We start from the raw sequence: 21,712 nt of genomic DNA, 5'->3' as shown, positions 1-21,712 counted from the left end.
CCTCAGTTCCCCCGCGCGATTTCACGGATGTCTTTCGACAGTTTCGACACGCCCTGCAGCACCAGCAGCAGGCCGCCCATCACCATCACCCACTTCATCGGCCAGAGCGGCACTTCCCATTCGTTGAAGCTGATCTCGCCCCAGCGGATGTTCGGGTCGGTCCACTGGCCACCGCTCAGAGAGCCCAGCATCTCGAAGAAGCCGAGATTGCCGCGCGCCCATTCGGATACGACCGAGTTGCCGGTCGGCACGGCCAACGCGTCCATCGCGAAGATCCACGACGTGACCAGCAGGGTGCCGGCGAAGATGAAGAAGAAGATCGAAGTAAGCAGATCGACCCAGGCCTTCTTCGGCCTGGACAGCGGGGCATAGAAGATGTCGACCCGCACGTGGCTTTCGGTCATCATCGCGTAGGCGCCGGAAATCAGGTACTGCATGCCAAACATCAGGTACATCGACTCGTGTGCCCAGTTCGTCGGCGAGCCGAAGACGTAGCGCGCGATCACCTCGTAATAGTAGACGAAGACCGCGATCACCGCCCAGTAGGCAACGAATTCACCGCAGAACAGCGACAGCCGGTCAATCCAGTTCTCGGCATAGTCGCGGTCGTGCTTGGGCCCTTCCTCGGCCTCGGCGGCCCTCAGGGCCTTTTCGGCCTCGGTCATTTCCTCATGTGCGGGCAGCGCGGCGTTGGCCCGTTTCACCAGCCCCGGCAGCAGCACGAAGTCGATCGCCAGCAGGGCGAGGATCGCGTAGAATGCATAGCCGGCGGCGGTGTCCCAAAAAGCACGCGCAACCGACGCCTCGTCTCGCTGCGGGCCCATCTGTTCGATCGTGGCGCGGGCCTCGGTCAGGCGCTCTTCGCCGGTGGCGATGGTGCTCTCGGCGCGTTCCAGGCGGCGTTCGGCGCCACGGCGGGCGAAAGACCCTTCCTCGGCGGCCTCGACCGCGGCGCGGATCTCGTCGAGATCGGCGCGGGCCTCGGCGACGCGGCCTTCCTCGCGCTCCAGCACGCGTTCGGCGACGCGCATCTGGTTCTGGTAGTCCGACAGGACCGTGCGCGCGTCATGCTCCTGGCTGTTGGCATACAGGATGAACAGGAAGATCGGAATATAGACCAGCCCGATCATGCTTTTGACGTAGAACCGATGCAGGCCGATGATCCCGCCGGTGACGGCGATCATGTAGCCCAGCGGTAGCGTATAACGTTTCTGTTCCGGTTGCGGGCGACGGGACAGGACCATCGCCACGATGGGAAATACGATCAGACCCACCCAATACAACCAATGCGGTAGCGTAAAACTCAGCCCCGGCATGGCGCTCCCCATGTGTTATTGGCTTTGCAAGGAAACCGCCCGGCGCGACCACGCGCCGGGCGGCAACAAGAACCGTCCGTCAGGCGATCAGAGCTTCAGCTCGAGCCCTTCGGTCAGTGCCGGATCCACGTAGCCGAGCGAACCCGACATCATGTAGTCCAGCTGGATCTTGAAGACGCGCGCGGCGTTCGGATCGCGGTTCGCGTAGTCGAACCAGATCGGCACGGCGACCTCGGTCATCAGTTCCACGTCGTCCTGGCTGAGGCGCGTGACCTCGGTGCCGTCGGCCTCGAACTTGCCCCAGGCTTCCTGGTCGGCGGCCTGGATCGCGGCATGGTGCATGTCCGAGTAGACATGCGTTTCCATCTCGACGAACTGCTTCATCTGCGGGCTCAACGCGTCCCAGGCGGCCTGGCCCACGGTGATATCCATGATGTCGACCGGCTGATACAGCGACATGAAGCCCGGCGGGCCCATGACGATGTAATCGGTCACCTGGCTGAAGCCGAGCGCGTAGTTCACCGCCGGGCCCACGTAGTCGGCCACGTCGATGGTGCCCTTTTCCAGCGCCGGGAAGATTTCCGAACCGGGCAGAACGGTGGTTTCGGCGCCGATGGCGGTGAAGATTTCCGCCACCATGCCGCCGGGCAGGCGCATCTTGCGGCCCGCGAAGTCGTCGATCGAGCGGATCGGAACCTTCGAGTGGATGATGTTCGGGCCGTGATGCACGGGGCCGACAAAGACCAGGCCCTGCGCGGCATACAGTTCGCGCGCGATGTCGAGACCGCCGAGGCCGTAGTAAAACACGTCGAATTCGTGCGGGTTGCGCATGCCCAGCGGGATCGACGTCAGGAAGGTCGCCGCCGGAATGATGCCCTGTGCGTAGATCGTGAAGGGGTTCACCGCCTCGAGCACGCCGTTCTTGACGGCGTCATACAGCTGGAAGTCGCCCACGACGTCGTTGGCGCCGAAGGGCTGGAAGGCCAGCTCACCGCCGGTCTTTTCCACGATGGTGGCGCACCAGTCCTTGAAGATCTGGAGGCCGGCGCCGCCTGGCCAACTGGTCTGGATCTTCCAGGTGGTGGTCTGCCCCTGCGCGGTCGCGATGGCCGGTGCCGCCAGCGTGGCAGCCCCCGCCCCAGCGAAGGCACGCAACGCGCCCCGGCGCGTCGTTGTCTTGATGGTCATGGATATCCTCCCTTGGATTTTTCGGCGCGAGTCCGGTGCAAGCAGCCCCCCGCCGGTTTGGCCAATTTAACGTGAACATCCGGAATTGGTAAGAATTTTTTTCCGATATCGCTAACCGCACGGAATCCATGCAGTTGGCGAATGCATGGAACAGTCTGTCCAGTCCTTCCGACGCGCGAGATCGGGTCGGGGACAGGCCGTCCGCCGGTTCAGAACAGAACGATGTCGTCCAGCAGCCCCGCGTTCGACGCAAGGTTGGTGAAGGTCACGGACTGGCCAGACCCGAAATCGAGAACGAGGCTGCCCGAGGTCGTGTCCGAGATCGAATCCAGATAGACCTGATCCACAGCCCCCGTCCACAAGGCCGAGGAAACCTGCAACGCATCGATCCCCACTTCGAAATCCGTCACCGTGTCGGCATTGATGCCGGAGGCGAAAACAAAGGTATCCGTCCCCGCGCCCCCCGTCGCCGTGTCATTGCCGCCGCCCATGCGTATCAGGTCGTTGCCCTTGCCGCCGACCACGAAATCATCTCCGAACTGCACCTGCTCGTTGTCGACCCACAGATCGTCGCCATCGCCCAGGTAGGCCCGGTCGCGCCCATTGCCGCCCACTACCGTGTCGTTGCCGGCACCGCCGAAAAGCGTGTCGTTCTGGTTGCCGCCGTAGAGCCGGTCGTTGCCGAGCCGCCCGATCAGTTTGTCGTTGCCGCCTTGTCCGTGGAACACGTCGTCGCCCGCGCCGCCGCTTACAGTGTCGTGGCCTGCATTGGCAAAGACCGTGTCGCGGCCGTTCGCACCACCCTGCGTATTGTCAACGAAAAGATCGTTGCCGCCGCCCAGGTAGACGAGGTCGCGCCCGTCACCACCGATGACGCGGTCGTCGCCCGTGCCGCCACGAAGAGTGTCAAAGCCCGGGCCTCCAAAGATAGTGTCGTTGCCCGCCTCGCCCATCACGCTGTCGTTGTCGATCCCGCCATCCAGACGGTCGTCGCCCACACCGCCCACCAGCGTGTCGGCGCCCCGGTTGCCATAGGCCTCGTCGTTGCCCCTGCCTCCCAGAAGCCTGTCATCGCCTGATCCGCCCAGGATCGAGTCATTGTCGGCATCGCCGTTCAGCGTATCATTGCCGTCGTTCCCGGTGATCGTGTCGTTGCCCCCAAGTCCGGACAGCATGTCCGAACCGGGCGAGCCGTGGAGATCATCTGCACCTTCGGTCGCGGACACCGGGTTGTCGACCGTCACGAAGGCTTCCATCGCCTCGCGCAGATCGGTCGGGAAAAGACCGTTATCGATATCCTCGAGATACCCTATGCCATCGCTTTCGAAGTCGAGTACCACCGTGCCGGGGGCCGGACGCCCCGACGCGAGAATGTCGAATACTGCGGCGTCGATCCTCGGAAAGAAGGACGTGATCATGACGTCGGAAAAAGCTCCGGGATCGAACATATCCATGCCGATGACCCGCACGCCATTGTCGCTGGCATATTGCAGAACGCCGAGGGATGTTCCGCCGGACGGGCTGACAAGTACATCGACACCTGAGGCCACCATGGCTGACGCTAACTCTGCGCCCCTCACCGGGTCGTTCCACGCCGCGGGCGTGTTTCCCGTCATGACGATGTCCACGATGACAGAGGGATCGGCAGCGATCGCACCGGATCGGTAGGCTTCGGCCGCGGCGATCTGCTCGGGGGTCGCCATGCCGCCGACGAAGCCGATCCTTCCGGTGTCGGACGCGAGTGCGGCAAGATATCCGGCCGCCTCGGCGGCACCAGCCAGGTCGAAAAGTATCGACGTCACATTCGGGGCGCTGACCTCGGCACCGATCACGACAAACGAAGTGTCAGGGAAGAAAGGCGCAACATCGGCGACCGCATCATCGAAACCGATGCCGACTGTTATGATCGGCGAGTTGTCCCGCTCGGCGAAGCGACGAACCGCAAACTCGCGTTGCGCTTCCGTGACGATCTCGAGACTGTCATAGCTGCCGCCCGTTTCGGAGACCCACGCCTCGGCCCCGAGGAACGCGGCCTCATTGTAGCTCTTGTCGAATTTTCCGCCGAGGTTGAAAATGAGTGCTGCAATCGACATTTGGCGTTACTCCAAAAAAAACCGGAAACAATTCGATCTTCCAGACAGTATCGAGAAGGGCGAATTTTTCAAGGCAGCGGCACTGACCACACGTCATGCGAAGACTGCGCGCGGCTGAACTCAAAACGCGCCACATGGCAGCGGATCGAGGCGACGTGTGCGGGAAGCCCCTTTCAAGTTCGGGTATCCGGTCCGAACCGTGGCGCGCGCAATTCCCGGCGAATGGACAGCGCGACAGCATCGCGCCAACCTGCTGTGCCCTCGCCGGTTTCAAAAGCCGTCCTCAATACAGGACGATGTCGTCCAGCAACCCCGAATTCGTGGCCAGGCCGTTCAGCCGCAGCGTGTCGCCATTGTCGAAGGTCAGCACCAGCGTCCCGGAGGACGTGTCCGACAGCGCGTCGAGCCGCGCCTGGTCCAGCGTGCCGAGCCACAGCGCCTGGTGAATCTGCAACTCGTCCACTCCCAGCTCGAAGTCGTAGATCGTGTCGTTGCCGATCTGCGGGTTCAGGTAGAACGTGTCCGCGTCGCGCCCGCCGCCCACCGCGTCGTCGCCGCCGAAGAGGCTGATCGTGTCCTCGCCCCAGCCGCCATAGACCGTGTCGTTTCCGAACTGCACCTGGCTGTCATCCACCCAGACATCGTTGCCGCCGCCCATGTAGGCGAGGTCTGCGCCGAGGCCGCCCACCACCAGGTCGTCGCCGCCCAGGCCACGCAGCGTGTCGTTCTGGTTGCCGCCGCGGATCGTGTCGGCACCATCGCCCCCGATCAGCAGGTCGTGGCCTGCGTTGCCGTCGATCAAATCGTCGCCCGCGCCGGTCTCGATCGTGTCCTGGCCGCCGCCGCCCGCGACGGTGTCGCGGCCCAGGACACCGCCCTGCGCCACGTCGGTATAGCGGTCGTTGCCGCTGCCCAGCAGGACGAAATCCGGCCCCCAGCCGCCCGTGACCACATCGTGACCGTCGCCCGCGTCGATGCTGTCGGCCTGGCCGCCGCCGTCGATGATGTCGTCGTCGGCACCGCCCTGGATGCTGTCCTCGCCATCCTCGCCCGACAGGCTGTCGGCCCCGCCGCCGCCGCGCAAAGTGTCGTTGCCGTTGCCGCCCCAGACGGTGTCGGCCCCGGCAGTGCCGGTCTGGGCGTCGTCCTCGAACAGGTCGTCACCCTCTCCCAGCAGCACCGTGTCCGGGCCGCCGTCACCGAACACCGTATCGTCGCCGGCACCGCCCTCGATCCGGTCGGCCCAGGTGCCGCCGCGGATCTCGTCCGCGCCCTCGCCGCCCAGCAGAGTGTCGGACCCCGATCCGCCGTCGATGTAATCGGCCCCACCGTCGCCCTGGATGCTGTCGTTTCCATCGTCGCCCAGCAGCAGGTCGGCATCGTCGCCGCCAAGGATCGTGTCGGCGCCCTGTCCGCCAGAGACCACGTCCGCGCCCGCGCCGCCCTCAATCCGGTCGTTGCCCCAACCGCCGAACATGTCGTCGAATCCGTTGCCGCCCAGCAGCGTGTCGGCTCCTGTTCCGCCACTCAACGAGTCGTTGTCCTCGCCGCCCTCGATGGAATCGTCACCATCGTCGCCATGCAGCGCATCGTCGCCGCCCCCGCCAAGCAGCGTGTCGTTGCCCTCGCCGCCCTGCACCGTGTCGAGGCCATAGAGTCCGCCCTGCGAGCCGTCGACAAAGCGGTCTGACCCTGCGCCAAGCAGGATGAAGTCGCGCCCGCCGCCGCCCAGCACCGTGTCGTCGCCGTCGCCCGCGTCGATCGTATCGCCCTGGTTGCCGCCGTCGATGAAGTCGTTGCCCTCGCCGCCGAGGATCGAGTCTGCGCCGTCCTCGCCGAACAAGCTGTCATCGCCGCCATCCGCGAGGATCGTGTCGTCGCCATCGCCGCCCCGCACCGTGTCGCGGCCGGCCGCGCCGGTCTGGCTTTCGTCCTCGAACAGGTCGTCGCCCGCACCCAGCGTGACGAAATCTGTGCCGAGCCCGCCCTTGACCGAGTCTTCGCCATCGCCTGCGTCGATCGTATCGGCCCAGCTGCCGCCGTCGATCACGTCGTCGCCGATGCCGCCCTCGATGCTGTCGTTCCCGGCGTCGCCGATGATGGTGTCGTTGCCGCCCGCGGCCCGGATCGTGTCGGCGCCATCGCCGCCGATGAACCAGTCGCTGCCGGCAAAGCCGTCTTCGAACCCGTCCAGCAGCAGGTCGTCGCCCGCGCCGCCGTTCACCGTGTCGCGGCCCAGGCCGCCATCCATCGTGTCGGCATCGGAGCCGCCGCCCATCAGGTCGTTGCCAAGCTGGCCCTCCATCAGGTCGCGCCCGTCATTGCCGTCCAGCAGATCGTCGCCCGCGCCGCCGCGCAGCGTGTCGCCGCCGGCACCGCCAACCAGTTCGTCGCGACCCAGACTGCCCAGCAGGCTGTCATTGCCCGCACCGCCCATCAGCAGAGAGCCCGCCACGCCCGGATCGACCGGCGCCGCGCCGGGCAGCGTCACGTGCATGACGTAGGGCTGTCGTGGTGCGGCATTGCCCGGATCGGGGCTGTTGGCTGCATCATAGGCACCGACGCCGATGCCATAGGTGCCGCCGAAGTCGAAGGTAAAGCTGAACCTCGGGTCGAGAGACCCGTTGGAATCGGTGCTACCGGGATCGGAGGCATTGCCGTCATCCACGCCCGGCGTAAGCCGCGACAGGATGTTGCCGCCCTCGGTGAAGATCATCAGGTGCGGGTCGAAATCGCCCGAGGTCGAGTCGATGTCAACGAAGATCGTGTCGCCCGCCTCGACGGTGATCCGGTAGGTCTCGCGCAGGCCGAACCCGTCGGGCGTGGCGCCGGTGATGGCATGGACCGTCGCGGTCGGCGCGGTCACATCCACCAGCCGGCGCGGCGCCAGGGTCATCCAATCGTTCAGCAGCGGCCCTTCTTCCCAGAGGTTGTTCTCGTCCCGCGCGGGCTTGACCAGGATCAGCTGCGGCACGCCCGCGACCAGGGTGTCGTCGCCCTCTCCACCGTCAAGCAGGTCGGCTCCGCCGTGACCGCGGATCAGGTCGTTGCCCTTGCCGCCCTGGATGATGTTTGTGCCGTCGCTGCCGTCGAACGTGTCGTCGAAGTCGGTGCCGCGCACCCCCTCGACCGCGCGCACGTCGTCGGTGCCGCCGTGGCCGTCCTGCCACTGGCCGAACGCGATATCGATGGCCACCGCCGACAACCCGTCGGACACGTCGTAGACGTCGATCCCGTCGCCGCCATCGATCGTGTCGTTGCCCGCCCCGCCGCCCAGCACGTCGTCGCCGCCGCGGCCCTCGACATAGTCATCCCCCGCGCCCAGCGCGGCGAAGTTGGCGTCGTCCCAGAAATAGACGTAGTCGGCCTGCGCGCTGCCAAGCACGCCCTCGATATCGTCCAGTGTGTCGGTGTAGCCGCTGCCATAGAAGACAGGCGCACCGAAGGCCGGGTTGAAGTCTAGGGTGACGCCCAAGGTCTCGTCCTGGTAATCCACCAGATCGACACCCTCGCCGCCGAACAGCGTGTTGTTGCCCACAAGGCCGCCGGACAGCGTGTCGTCGCCCGCCCCGCCCTCGAGGTGGTTGTCCTGGGCATCGCCCCGGATCACGTCGTCATAGGCCGTGCCGCGCGCCTCTTCGATGGCGGCCAGCACCGCGACCTGGCGCAGCGTCGCGCCCGGCCCGGCACTGGGGGCGTCGGCGCTGTCGATGCGGTTGGCCGCAAGGTCGATCACCACCGCCTGGCTGAAGGGCGACAGATCGACCATGTCGCGGTCGTCGCCGCCGTCCAGCGTATCGAACCCGCCCTCGACCAGCGGAGTCGTCGGCCTGTCGTCGCCGCCATAGATCAGAACGTCATCACCCGTGCCGCCCGTGACCGCGTCGTCGCCATCGCCGCCCGCCAGCGTGTCGTCGCCCGCGCCGCCGTCGATCGTGTCCTGACCCGCGCCGCCATCGACGTAGTCATCGCCATCCTCGGCGGCCATCGTGTCGTCGCCCTCGTCGCCGAACAGCACGTCGTCGCCCGATCCGCCAAAGAAGGTGTCGGCGCCTTCCAGCCCCAGGAGCATGTCGTCACCGACGAAGCCGAACAGGAAATCGCCCTCGGGTGAACCGGCAAGGAAGTTGTCCTCGACATCGCCGATCAGGATCGCCGAGCGCTGACCCGCGACGATACCCTCTATCCCGGCAAAAACGTCGCCCTCGGAGACGCCGCCGAGCCCCTGGTAGATGTCCAGGTTGATGTAGACCGTCTCGTCGAGATGCGCGTAGGACACCACGTCAAAGCCCGGACCGCCGTTGAATACGTCCGCGCCCGCCGATCCCAGCAACTCGTCATTGCCCGCAAGGCCGCGGATGCTGTCGGAGCCTGCGGTGCCGGCCAGTTCGGTGTCGTCGCCCGCCGTGCCGTCGATTTCGGTCCAGACGGTCGCGGGGCCGCCGGGCGCATCGCCCGGAACGGTGAAGCCGCCGGTGGCGTCGGTGGTGAAGATCGTGAAATCAAGGCCGCCCAGGTTGAACCAGTCGTTGATGCGCAGGGTGCCGTTCGGCGTCGCGATCTGGAGGTCGCCCGCGATGTCGGAATAGGTGAGGTCGGTGGATGCGAAATCGGGGAAGAAGATCTGCGCGCCGCCCAGCGTCTCGCCCGCGATCAGGTCGTTGCCAAAGCCCGAGAACAGCACATAGCGGTCCAGACCCGCACCGCCCAGCAGCAGGTCGCGGCCACCGGTCGAAATCAGCACGTCGTCGCCCGCCTCGCCAAACAGCTGCGAATAAGCGCCCGCGGTCATCAGCACGTCGCCCGCTGACGAGCCGCGCAGCGACAGCCGCTCGATCGCGGTCAGCATCACCGAATTGCCCTGCCCGTCGTCATAGCCCACATGGCTGGACGGGTAGAAGTCGAGGTCATCCTTCAACTGGACCATGTCGGCAAAGGTCAGCAGGTCGGCGGCGGTCCAGCCCACGATGGGGCCCAGGTCGTCGCCGATGCTCATCGTGACGGCATCGGTCAGGCCGCTGACCTCGGCGCGGTCGGCGGTGCCCGTGCCGCCGTCCAGCAGCGCGCTGCCACCCGACCAGCCCAGCAGGTCGTCGCCCGCGTCGCCGCGCAACGTCTCCTGCTCGGCGCCGGACCCGCCGGAGACCAGCGTGTCGTCGCCGTCGCCACCCGCCAGGAAGTCTGACAGCGCACCGCCCATGGCGCTGTCGTCGCCCGCGCCCAGCTGCAGACCCAGCCTCTCGAACCCGCCGATGAAGGTGCCGTTGCCGATGTCGTAGGTGCCGGCAAAGCCAGTCCCCGAAGGATTGGCGAAGTCGTCCTGGACGAACTGCACCGCCTCGGACATGTGATCCACGTCAAAGCGCAGATCCTCGGCCTCATCCGACAGGTTGGCCACGAACAGGTCGGTGGCCGCGCCGACCCCGCCCCAGTAAAGCGAGCCGCCATCGTAAACGATCAGGTCGCTTTCCGCGTCCGAACCCAACACGTCGATCAGTTCGAACCCGGAGTAGTCCAGCGTGATCCGCGTCGCCAGCGGCTCGGACCCCAGGCGCGCGGCGCGGATCGACGTGGAGACGACCGAGCCCAGGGAGATCATCAGCGCGTCGATTCCCTGCAACGAGAGGTCGCCGCCGGTATAGTCGAACTCCAGCGCCTCGCCTTCGTTCAGCAGCACCCCCAGCGCCCGGGTGTTGCCCTCGGGATCGGCGCCCACCACGATCAGCCGGTCGCGCCCCTCGCCGCCATCGGCGATGTCCCAGCCATCGGCCAGCCAATAGACGACATCGTCGCCCTCGCCGCCAAAGAGGTCGTCGTCACCGAGGCCGCCGAACAGCCGGTCGCCGCCCGCGCCGCCCTCGATATGGTCATCGAGCCGCCCGCCATGGATGACGTCGCTGCCCTGGCCCGCCTTGATCACCAGCCGGTCGAGGCCCTGCACATAGACGCCATTGCCCAGAATCTGGCCTGCAGAGCCATCCTCGGCGATGCGCAGGTCGATCGCCTGCACCTGGTCCGAGAAATCGGCGACGAACACATCCGCGTCAAAGGCGCGTTCGCCCCCCACGTAGGTCACGCCGCCCTGGTAGATCAGCAGGTCGTCGAAATCGCCACTGCCCTCGATATTGACCTTCTCGAAGGCGGTAAAGACCGCCATGTCTAACAGGAAGTCGCCGCCGAAGGACACGGCGGTCACGTCGTTGAACCGCGCCGCCTCTGTCATAGCCGCCAGCAGCACGGCGGTCGACGCCCCGGCATCGACGATCCCCAGGCCGGCGCGGTCGGACCGTGCACTGCCATCGTAATTGCCGATCGTTCCCAGGAAGGCCCAGTTCAGACCGCCCTGCGGCGAGGCGGTGAGGCCCGGCGCGATGACCAGCGTGTCCTTTTCCCAATCCGGGTTGAAATCAGTTTCGAGCACGCCGCCATGCAGCAGGTCCGCGCCACCATCCAGCCACCAGACCGTGTCGCGGCCATAGCCGCCCTGGATGACATCGATGAACTGGTCGTCACCACCCCACAGCACGTCGTCGCCGAAACCGCCGTCCAGGTAGTCGCCGTAGAAGCCGCCCGACAGTCTGTCGGCATTGCCGGTGCCGCGGATCACCCAGCGCTCGAAGCCCTCGATATAGGTGTTGCCGACGATGAAGCCCGGCGCCGAATAGACGTCGCCCCGCCCGTCGATCGACACGCCCTGGCCCACGCCCGCCACGAGGCTGAGATCGCCCACGAAGGTATCGCCGAAATCCGAGCCGCCCTTGTAGAGATGCCCGCCTGTGAACAGCACAAGGTCGCCGTCGTCGTTCTGTCCCTCGACCGACAGGTTCTCGACCGAGGAGTTGAAATTGATGACCGACTCGGCGCCCGACCCGTCGAGTTGCGAATAGCGCACCACGTCGCCGATATGGTCGGTACCGACCAGGCCAGTGCGCTGGTCCTGTTCCACGATCGAGCCCTGGACCACGAAGGACCAGTGATCGTTCATCAGAGCCTCGAGTTCGAACAGGCTCGACGCCGCGTGATAACCCTGCTCGCCATAGCCATAGGCCTGGGCGCTGCGAACGTTGTCGCCGATCACGTCGACCCGCAGGCCCAGCCCCGCCGCATCGGCACGCACCGTCACCAGATCATAGCCGCGCCCGCCCCAGATCAGGTCGGCACCGCCGCCGGCCTTGAACTCGGTCCGCAGGTAGTCGTCCCCGTCGCCCAGGTAGGCGGTGTCGTTGGCGTTGTCGCCTGGCAGGATGACGAAATCGGACCCGCCGCTGGTAAAGATGTAGTCGGCGTGGATGTAGCCGGTGATGTAGTCGTCGGCATCGCCGGTGATGATGTTGATCGCCTCGACATTGCGCACGGTCAGCGTATCGCGCGGGTCTTCGCTCAGCGCGACGCTGAAATTCAGCCCCGAGGTCACCGCTTCCTGAAGATCCCATTCGATGGCCACGTCGTTGTGGCTGACCGTGAAATTGCCAAGGAAAACATCGTATTCGCCGTCTACGTTGTTGCCGCCGTCGATCAGGTTGCCCAGCACCGGGTTGAAACCGTCGTCGAACCACACCAGCACGTCGCCATAGTCGCCGCCGATCACGTCCATCGCGGTCTGCGTCGACAGCGTGCGGTCAGTGCCGCTGAAGACATCCCAGGTGTGATGAACCCACTGCCCGGACGGTTGCCCCATGGCCAGCAGCAGCGTCTGCGCCGAGATGTTCGCCGTGTCGAACCGCATTGGCGACCCCAGCAGCATCGTACCACCCGACGCGGCATCCGACATGTTCGCGGTCAACCGCCCGGCATTGTCGGGGAAGGTGTTGATCGCGTAGAGGCCGTTATACACGCGGACGTCTGAAATGATCGAATTCTGGTTCCCGTCCCAGGTCGCCAGGAACGCGCCGCCGGTATAGGGCCCGCCACCGTCGGTGGGGATCAGGTTGCTGACGCCTGCCCCGATCGCCAACTCCCGAAAGGGCACCGTGAACAGATCGTTGAGCGCTGCCGCCGTTTCCTTGCTGTTCTGCTGGCGCGCCTCGCGATAATCGATCACCGCCTGCCGCGCGTTCGGGCTTTCGAGGTCCGCCTCCGTGCTCTGGCCGGGCGCAAGCTCGGTGGTAAAGAAGATCTCGTAGGTGTCGGTGACGGTGTTGAACGCGTTCGACGCCATGTCGAAGCCGGGCAGCGGCACGCTGAACAGGTCCAGCGTAAAGCCGCCATCGGGCAGTTCCAGCGACAGCAGAGGGCCGAATGCCACCTGCAGGAAGGACGGCACCCAGGATCCGCCCAGCTCGGCCTGGAGCGCCTCGATGGTGAAGACCGCGTTCAGCCCCAATCCGATCTCGTGATCGAACCGCACGTCGGGCAGCGAATAGGTGGCGTGGACGTTGATCTCGCCGATGTCGCCGACCTGCTCCATGCCTTCCTGGCCGGGCTTGACCGGGGCATTGTAGATCGGCCGGTCGAAGGTCACCGTGCCGCCCAGCGTGGTGGTCAGCACCTGGTCGTCCAGCATGTTGGTGGGCGTGCCATTGTCCGAGCGCAACGTCACCGCCACGTCGGGGGTGGTGTCGCCGCCGCCGAAATCCAGCGTGTTCTTTTCCGTGATGACCAGCCCGGCCGAGGCGCCGATATCCAGAGCGGTGGCCGACAGCACCAGCTTGCCGCGCGGGATGAAGGGGATGTAGTCGTTCAGGTCGAACTTGTGCTCGGCAAAGACGGTCTCGCCCAGCCCCTTGATGACAGCGCCGACGCCGGGGATCTTGGACGCGAAGCGCACCAGCAACTCGTCCAGGTCGGCATCGAGAGAGATGAAGCGGGTGTCCGACGCCCCCGAGGCGGTGATCACCGGCGCGTCGCCGCTGGAATAGCTGACCTGGGCCTCGGTGTCGGCGCCGGTGGGCAGGCGCGCGGTGATGGTGATGCCCTGGGTCAGTTCCAGTTCGAATTCCGGACTGGCGCTGCTGATCTCGACCAGCGGGATCGAGTTTTCCAGCGGCTCGGAAAAGTCGAGGTCGATCAGCTTGAAATCCGCGAAATCGTCGCCGCCGAACCAGTGCCAGTAGCTGCCGTTCCGCAACCCCGCCTCGATCCCCAGAACGAAATGCAGCCCGGCACTGGCACCGGAGCCGAAACCGCTGGTTTCGAGGCTGGCGCGATGCAGTGTCCAGGCGTCGAAACTGACGTCAAAGGTCTGCGGAATTCCTGTCTGGCCCGAGTTCCAGGTGTCGATGAGGATGCCGCCCGGCATGGTGGCGTAGACATCCATCGACAGGCTGGCGCCGAAACTGCCGGTGCTGCCGAGGCTGGCGAAGGCGTAAAGACCGATGGTGAGATCAAGATAGGCCTCGGCCTCGAACCCGTTGCCGAGCACGTCAAAGCCCACATCGGTGCTGCCGCCGGTCCTCCAGATCAGGTCGTCGCCAGTGTCGATCGTCAGGTTCGGCGCCCCGAACGGCCCCCAGAGCGACTGGTCCTCAGCCTCGAAATTCAGGGTGGTCTTGTAGACGGCCATGGCGCCCCCCGCTATTCAACAGACTTGCTTCAATGCTTGCAGGGGCTGCGCCCCGGTGGTCTCAACTGGGGACAACCATAGGTCGTGGCGCCCCTCGCGCAAAACGAAATGTGCCTGGCGATGTGCTTTTGCCGGAAACCGGCAAGGATTCCTTGCCGCGAGACGCCGAAACACCGTTGCGCGGCCATTTCGCCCGCCTAACGCGTGTCGATCTTCACCACGCCCGCACCGCCGGCATAGAGCCGCTCCAGCAGGGCCGAGCGTCGCGTCAGGATCCGGCGGAAGTTGAGATTGCCCTTGGCGGTGATCTCGCCCTCGCCGATATCGGGCGGCTCGGGCAGCACCATGACCCGCGCCACCCGCAATGACGACCCCAGCCCGGCGCGGCCCGCCAGCCGCGCGCGCAGCGCCTGCGCGAGCCCGTCGGACATCAGCGCGCCGTCGACCTCTGCCGGGGCATGGCCCGCCACCGCCGGGCCGGGCACGATCATCAGGCCGATCTCGTCCCGCCCCTCGCCGCAGATCACCAGGTCCTGCGCCAGCGCGCCCAGTTCCGTCAGCAGCTCCAGCCGCAGCGTAGCCGCCCGCACCCAGGTGCCCGAGGTCAGCTTGAAATCCTCCGATATCCGCCCGTCAAAGTGCAGCCCGCGGTCCGGGTCATCAGGATCAACGAACCGCACCGCGTCGCCGGTGACAAAGAACCCCTCGTCGTCAAAGGCCGCAGCCGTCCGCTCGGGATCGCGGAAATAGCCCGGCATGACGTTCGGCCCCCGCACCCGGATCTCGCAGCGCCCTTCATCCTCGGGGATCAGCTTGACCTCGACCCCGCCCAGCGGCACGCCGATCACGCCCGAGCGCCGCGTCGGTTCATGCTGCAACAGGCACGCGGGCGCGGTCTCGGTAAGGCCCCAGGACGAGGTGAACAGCGGCACCTCGCCCCGCACCTCCTGCGCCATCTCCTCGAGATCGTCCCAGACATCCTGCGGCAGCGAGGCACCGGCATAGAACAGCATGTCGAGATCGCGGAAATACCGCTCGCGCAGGGCGGCATCGGCGCGCATCGCGTCGCGCAGCATGGCAAAGCCCACCGGCACGTTGAAGGCGATGGTGCCACCCACCATGCGGTTGTTCTCGATCGTCTCGCCGATCAGCGCCGGCACCGGCTTGCCGCCATCGATGTAAAGCGCGCCGCCATGCGCCAGCATCATGTTGAAATTGTGCGACCCGCCAAAGACATGGTTCCAGGGCAGCCAGTCGACGATGCGCGGCGGGTGTTGCTCCAGAAACGGCAACGCCCCTGCGATCTGCGCCTGGTTGGCGCACATCATGCGCTGCGTCGTGATCACCGCCTTGGGGCTGGAGGTCGAGCCAGAGGTCATCAGGTATTTCGCCACCGTGTCCGGCCCGACCTGCGCCGCCGCCTCTTCCACCGCCCCGGTGGCGCGGAGCAGGTCGGCGAGGAGCGTGGCGCCCGACGGCGCGTTGCGGCTCACCACCCGCTCCACGTCCCCGAACACGGCAAGCCCCGCCGCGAACCGCGCCCCGTCGGCGGCAAAGACCATCGCCGGCGGGATCAGCCGCGCGCAATGTTCCAGCTGCGGCCGCGCGGCGGGGATCAGCGAATAGGGCTCGGCCAGCGGCACGGTGGGCACGCCGACATACTGCGCCGCCAGCGCCAGCAGACCGTGATCCACCCCGTTGCCCGACAGCATGAGGATCGGCGTCTGCGCGCCCATGCCGCGCTCCAGCAGCGCGGCGGCCAGCGCCCGCACCGCCTGCAACGCCTCGACATAGGTCACCGCGCGCCATCCCCCGCCCGAGCGTTCAGCAAGGAACACCGCGTCGGGCGTCAACTCGGCCCAGCGACGCAGCCAGTCCGCGGTCTTCGCCGCCACCGGCCCCAAAGAATTAGCCGACCGCAGCAGGATGGAACCATCGGCCCGATCCTCGCGGATCACAGCATGGGGGCGATAGGCCGCCATGTCACCGCGGCGGCAGACGCACGGCGGCGTCCAGCCGGATCGTCGTGCCGTTGAGATAGGGGTTGGCGACGATCTGCGCCGCCATCAGCGCGTATTCCGCCGGATCGCCGAGCCGATGGGGAAAGGGGATGTTGGCGACGATGCCCTTGGTCGTCTCCTCGGGCAAGCCCATCATCATCGGAGTCTCGAACAGACCGGGCGCGATGGCCACGACCCGGATGCCCAACTTGGCGAATTCCCGCGCGACAGGCAGGCACATGGCCGCGATGGCCCCCTTGGAGGCCGCATAGGCCGCCTGCCCGATCTGCCCGTCCTGCCAGGCGACCGAGGCAGTATTGATCACCACGCCACGCTCGCCGGTCTCCAGCGGATCCAGCGCGGCCATCTCGCGCGCGGCATGCGACATGACATGGTAGGTGCCCATCAGGTTCACCCGGATGGTCCGCTCGAAAAGGCTCGTCGACAGCGCGCCGTCCCGCCCCACGACCCGCGCCGCAAGACCGATCCCCGCGCAGTTCACCGCGATCCGCGGCGCGCCGAACCGGTCCTTCACCGCCGCGATGGCCGCAGCGACCGAGGTCTCGTCGCCGACATCCGTCCTCACGAAAAAGCCCCCGATCTCCTCCGCCACGGCCGCACCGCGATCCGCGTCGAAATCGAGAACCCCCACCTGCGCCCCATCCGCCGCCAGCCGCCGCGCCGTCGCCGCGCCCAGCCCGCTTGCGCCGCCCGTGACCACCGCCACCTGTCCGCTCACATCCATCGCAAAGCTCCCATCTTCATCTTGCCAAACAAACTCCGGGGGAGTCGCGCAGCGACGGGGGCAGAGCCCCCTGCCCGCTCTCCCGCCTCATCCCGGCAGCAGGAACAGCGTGATCGCCGGAAACGCCACCAGGATCACCACCCGCACCAAGTCCGAGGCGACGTAGTAGATCACCGCCCGGTAGGTCTGCGTCATCGGGGTCGCCGGGTCCATCGCGTTGATCACGAACAGGTTCATCCCCACCGGCGGTGTGATCAGCCCGACCTCGACCACGATCAGCACCAGGATGCCGAACCAGATCGCCACGTGCTCGACCGTCATGCCGAAATCCAGCGCCGAGATCACCGGAAAGAAGATCGGCACGGTCAGCAGGATCATCGACAGGCTGTCCATGAAACAGCCGAAGACCAGGTAGAGCAGCAGGATCACGCAAAGCACCGTCAGCGGGGCAAATCCCTGCTCGACCACCAGCGCGCTCAGCGTCTGCGGCACCTGGGTCAGCGCCAGGAACCCGTTGTAGAAGGCCGCGCCCAGCACGATGAAGAAGATCATCGCGGTCGAGCGCGCCGTGTCGGTGAAACTGTCCATCAGCGTGCGCGGCGTCAGACCGCCCCTGACCAGCGCGATCAGCCCGGTGCCCAGCGCGCCGACCGCCGCGCCCTCGGTCGGCGTGAAGATGCCGCCATAGATGCCGCCGACCACGGCGACAAAGACCAGCAACACCGGCCAGACATCGATCAGCGCGCGGAACCGTTCGGCCATCGGCACGGGTTCGCGCACGCCGGCGCTGCCGGGGTTCATCCGCACGTAGATCGCGATCGCGATCATGTAGCCGATCGCCGCCATGATACCGGGGATGAAGGCGGCAAGGAACAGCTTGGCGATGTTCTGCTCGGTCAGGATGGCGTAGATCACCAGCACGACCGAGGGCGGGATCAGGATGCCCAGCGTGCCGCCCGCCGCCAGCGTCGCTGTGGAAAAGCCGCCCTTGTAGCCATAGGCCTTGAGTTCGGGCAGGGCCACGCGGCTCATCGTGGCGGCGGTCGCCAGGGACGAGCCGCAGATCGCACCAAACCCCGCACAGGCACCGATCGCCGCCATGGCCACGCCGCCCTTGCGGTGGCCCAGCCACGACTCCGCCGCCTTGAAAAGCGCCTGGCTCATGCCGCCCAGCGTCGCGAAGTAGCCCATCAGCAGGAACATCGGCACGATGGACAGCGAGTAGTTCGAAAAGGTCGTGTAGGCCTCTGTCTTGAGCCGGGCCAGCGCCATGTTGGGCCGCCCCGTGACCATCCAGAGCCCCGCGAACCCAACAAGGAACATCGCCAGCCCGATGGGCACCCGCAGGAAGATCATCACCAGAAGCGCTGGAAAGGAATAGATGCCGATTTCGAGATTGCTCAATGATCCGTCCCCACGGCGTTGGGCACGAGCACGCGACCCGTCAGCAGTTCCAGCGTGCGCACCAGCGCCATGTAAACCCCTGCCACGGCCGCCGCGACCGCCCCTGTCAGGGCGGCGGCATAGCCCCACCAGACCGGGTATTGCAGCAGGAAACTCGTCTGCCCCGAGCGCAGCTTGCTTTCCATCCCGAGGTAAAGCTGCTGCGCGATCACCACCAGCGCGACGGCGAACAGCGCCTCGCCCAGGAGGACGAAGACCCGTCGCGCCGGGCGCGGCATGGCACCCACCAGGATGTCGACCGTGGCGTGACCGGCGGTGACCTGGCAAAGCGGCAGGAAGGCGAAGATGCAGAAGGCCATGCCGGCCTCGACCAGCTCGAAGTCACCCCGGATCGCGCCAATGCCCCAATCGATCAGCGCCTGGGCGAAATCGGGTGCCGCCGACTGAATCAAGCCCGAATGCAGCGCCGTGTTCAGGGCGCGCCCGAGGATCGAGACGCAGGTGATCACGATCAGCGCCAGCAGCACGATGCCGCCCAGCACCGCCATGATCCGCGCCATGGCCGTCATGAAGCGATGGATGCCTTGCATCGGTGTCCGGCCCCCTGCCCGCGCGACGCCCTGCCCCGGCCCCGCAAAGCGCCGGGGCAGCCCGCGCCGCCCCGGCCTTTCGCCTTACTTGGCGTAGGTATCCATCGACGGATCGTATTCCGCCATCAGCGCGCGGGCCTCATCGATCAGCGCCTGGCCGTCGATGCCCTTGCCCTGCATGTCGGCGACCCAGGTCTCGTAGATCGGGTTGACCAGCGCATCCCACTCCTTGGCCTGCTCCTCGGATACGGTGACGATGGTGTTGCCCATGTTGACCGCGATCTGGCGCGCGGGGCCATCGGCATCCGCTTGCGTGCCGCCCGCGAAGATCGAGAAGGCCAGTCCGGACTGGCTGTCGATCACCGCCTTCAGGTCATCGGGCAGGCTGTCGTACTTGTCCTTGTTCATCGCGAGGACGAAGGTCAGGTTGTACAGCGCCGGCCCCTCGAACTCGGTGTGGTTCTTGACCAGTTCCGGCACCTTCAGCGCGCTGGTGACTTCCCACGGGATCGTGGTGCCGTCGATCACGCCCTTGGACAGGCCCTCGGGGATGGCGGGCACCGGCATGCCGATCGCCTCGGCGCCGACCCGGCCCAGCAGGTCGTTCACCAGGCGCGAACCGCCGCGGATCTTCATGCCCTGAAGGTCGGCGGGTACCGCGACCGGCTTGTTGGTGTGGAACATGCCGGGGCCATGCACCCAGGTGCCGAGGATCTTCACGTCGGCGAATTCGCCGTCCTTCATGTGTTCTTCGAACATCTTCCAGTAGGCATAGGACGCGGCGCGCGCATCCGACACCATGAAGGGCAGTTCGAATACCTCGGTCGAGGGGAAGCGGCCCGGCGTGTAGCCCACCACCGTCCAGACGACGTCGGCGATGCCGTCGATCGCCTGGTCCATCAGTTCGGGCGGGGTGCCGCCCAGCTGCATCGAGGGATAGCGCTCGATGTCGATGCGCCCGCCCGAAGCTTCCTCTACGCGGTCGGCCCAGACGTCCAGCACCAGCTTCGGCACGTTGGCCTGCGCGGGCAGGAACTGGTGCAGGGTCAGCGTGACCTCCTGCGCCATCGCCGCCGTCCCCAGCACCGCCGCGGTCAGCGCCGCGGCCGCGGTTCCAAGAAGAGTTCTGCGTGTGGTCATGATAGTCCTCCCTAATGACCGCTGCGCCGGTGGTCCGGCGTCAGGTTCCGCCTTTGTCCTGCGCCGGTGGCGCGCGCATCGCCGCGCGCTATCGGCAAAAAGGGTCCGGCCCCGGCGACGGAAGGCAGACCGGGGGCGCGGTTGCGCCCGTCACGAATGTGGTCATGTTATCCTCCCCTGCTGCCTGGCGCGACTTGTGCAACATCTTGCACGACTCGCATTATATTGCAACATCGCACCGGGCCATGCCTGTCGTATCGGACCGCAAGTGCAGTGAACTGTCCAGCGTCTTCCAGCCCGAACCTGAAGGAAGGACAACACGGTTTTGTTTCCCTGTAAACAAAATTGGAAATGAAGCCGCGCCGGAAACGGCTATGAATTCCGCGCGCGGTCGCTATATCTCTCCCGACGGCGCGAGGAAGGGGAGGGCCTCTTGCTGGATTACAGCCATAACTGGCTCTTCGCCCTTGCGGCGTTGGCCATCGCCCTGATCGCGGGGTTTTCCGGCCTGTCCCTGATGCAGGGCGCGTCACACATGCGTGTGCCGATGCGGCGCGCCGTGGTCTCGGTTGCGGCGGTCATCCTGGGCTGGGGCGTCTGGTCGATGCATTTCGTGGCCATGCTGGGCCTCGACCTGCCTCTGGTCTTCTATTTCGATCCCCTGGTGACGCTGATCTCGGCGCTGACGGCGATCCTGATGATGGGCCTGGCGCTGCTGATCGTGCACGAGGGACGCCGCACGCGGCGCAAGGTCGTGCTGGGCGGCACGGTCACCGGGCTGGGAATCGCCACGATGCACTATATCGGCATGGCCGGGATGGAGGTCTGCCGCCCGGTCTATTCGGCCAGCGGGATAGCTGTGGCGCTGGCGGCCTCGGTGGCGCTGTCGGTCCTGTCCTTCCTGATCTCCTACGAGGAACGCCGCCCGCGCAACATCCTGATCGGCACGCTGGGCTTTGGCCTTGCGGTCTGCGCCGTGCATTTCATCGCCATGGCCGGGACCGGATTCGTCGCCACCGGCGAGACGATGCCCGCCGTCCCCATGAGCCGCGAGGTGCTGGCCTTCGGCGTCGCCGTCTCGGCCTTTGTTCTGTCGGGCGCCTTCCTGCTGAGCGGGGCGAGTTTCGCCAGCCGCCTGGGCGACGCCGACGCCGGCGGTGGAATGGCGCTGGCCTTGGCCGGAGGCGCGCCGCCGCCCCTAGCCGACGCGCCGCGCCCCTACGCGGCCGTGCCCGCCCCCGCCCGGTCCGCCCCGGCACCCGCCGAAAAGGCCGCCGCCCCCCGCGCCATCCCCTACGAGGCAGACGGCCGGACCCGGTTCCTTGCCCCCGAGGAAATCGCGGCGATCCGCGCGGAGGGGCATTACACGCTGCTTTACACCGATGGCGGACGGCATTTCTGCCCCTGGTCGATCACCCAGGCGGCGGCGCGCGTCCCGGCGGGCCTGTTTGTGCAGACCCATCGCAGCTACTTGGTCAACGTCGACCACGTGACCAGCTTCGAACGGCGCAAGGACAACGGCATCTGCTTTTTCGAGAACACGCAGGGTCTCGGCAAGGTGCCCGTCAGCCGCTCGCGGCTGTCCGAGGTGCGCGAAAGACTGGGCATGTGAGCACGTCGGCGGAATCCTGCCCCGCCCTTCGCCGCACCCGGTGCACCGCGAAAACCGTTACACATGCGCCTCGTTAGGCTTTAATAGGCCCCGGACAGATCCACCACCGCAGGAGTCCCGCC

10 protein-coding genes are annotated in these 21,712 nt (G+C 66.4%); 1 reads left to right on the top strand and 9 read right to left on the bottom strand.

Annotated features, from left to right (window positions below):
* Nucleotides 1-2 precede the first annotated feature (2 nt).
* From KB874_RS14275 to KB874_RS14235, 9 genes are all read right to left on the bottom strand, one after another.
* Nucleotides 3-1,274, bottom strand: a complete 1,272-nt coding sequence (locus KB874_RS14275) for a TRAP transporter small permease subunit (protein WP_346346555.1) — start codon at nucleotides 1,272-1,274, stop codon at nucleotides 3-5.
* 129 nt (nucleotides 1,275-1,403) lie between these two features.
* Nucleotides 1,404-2,504: a TRAP transporter substrate-binding protein DctP gene (gene dctP / locus KB874_RS14270; RefSeq protein ID WP_212537212.1), complete on the bottom strand. Its 1,101-nt coding sequence runs from the start codon at nucleotides 2,502-2,504 to the stop codon at nucleotides 1,404-1,406.
* Nucleotides 2,505-2,713: 209 nt separating this feature from the next.
* Nucleotides 2,714-4,597 carry a BMP family ABC transporter substrate-binding protein gene (locus KB874_RS14265; protein ID WP_212537211.1) on the bottom strand — a complete coding sequence of 628 codons (1,884 nt, stop codon included), beginning with the start codon at nucleotides 4,595-4,597 and terminating at the stop codon, nucleotides 2,714-2,716.
* Between the two features lie 283 nt (nucleotides 4,598-4,880).
* Nucleotides 4,881-14,099 (bottom strand): calcium-binding protein, encoded by a 9,219-nt coding sequence (locus KB874_RS14260; protein ID WP_212537210.1) that lies wholly within the window; start codon nucleotides 14,097-14,099, stop codon nucleotides 4,881-4,883.
* 197 nt (nucleotides 14,100-14,296) lie between these two features.
* Nucleotides 14,297-16,081 carry a feruloyl-CoA synthase gene (locus tag KB874_RS14255; RefSeq protein WP_212537209.1) on the bottom strand — a complete coding sequence of 595 codons (1,785 nt, stop codon included), beginning with the start codon at nucleotides 16,079-16,081 and terminating at the stop codon, nucleotides 14,297-14,299.
* A 1-nt stretch (nucleotide 16,082) separates the two neighbouring features.
* Nucleotides 16,083-16,844 (bottom strand): SDR family NAD(P)-dependent oxidoreductase, encoded by a 762-nt coding sequence (locus tag KB874_RS14250; protein ID WP_212537208.1) that lies wholly within the window; start codon nucleotides 16,842-16,844, stop codon nucleotides 16,083-16,085.
* Nucleotides 16,845-16,931: 87 nt separating this feature from the next.
* Nucleotides 16,932-18,248, bottom strand: coding sequence for a TRAP transporter large permease (locus KB874_RS14245; protein WP_212537207.1), 1,317 nt, complete (start codon nucleotides 18,246-18,248; stop codon nucleotides 16,932-16,934).
* Nucleotides 18,245-18,838 carry a TRAP transporter small permease gene (locus tag KB874_RS14240; RefSeq protein WP_212537206.1) on the bottom strand — a complete coding sequence of 198 codons (594 nt, stop codon included), beginning with the start codon at nucleotides 18,836-18,838 and terminating at the stop codon, nucleotides 18,245-18,247. Before KB874_RS14240 ends, KB874_RS14245 begins: the two co-directional genes overlap by 4 nt.
* A gap of 84 nt (nucleotides 18,839-18,922) precedes the next feature.
* Nucleotides 18,923-19,978 (bottom strand): TRAP transporter substrate-binding protein, encoded by a 1,056-nt coding sequence (locus KB874_RS14235; RefSeq protein WP_212537205.1) that lies wholly within the window; start codon nucleotides 19,976-19,978, stop codon nucleotides 18,923-18,925.
* 433 nt (nucleotides 19,979-20,411) lie between these two features.
* On the opposite strand from KB874_RS14235, the gene KB874_RS14230 reads away from it, so the two are divergent.
* Nucleotides 20,412-21,590, top strand: coding sequence for an MHYT domain-containing protein (locus KB874_RS14230; protein ID WP_212537204.1), 1,179 nt, complete (start codon nucleotides 20,412-20,414; stop codon nucleotides 21,588-21,590).
* Nucleotides 21,591-21,712 lie beyond the last annotated feature (122 nt).

It is taken from the genome of Thetidibacter halocola (assembly GCF_018224955.1).
Classification (GTDB): Bacteria; Pseudomonadota; Alphaproteobacteria; order Rhodobacterales; family Rhodobacteraceae; genus Thetidibacter; species Thetidibacter halocola.
This window is presented reverse-complemented; position numbering and strand designations above follow the sequence as displayed.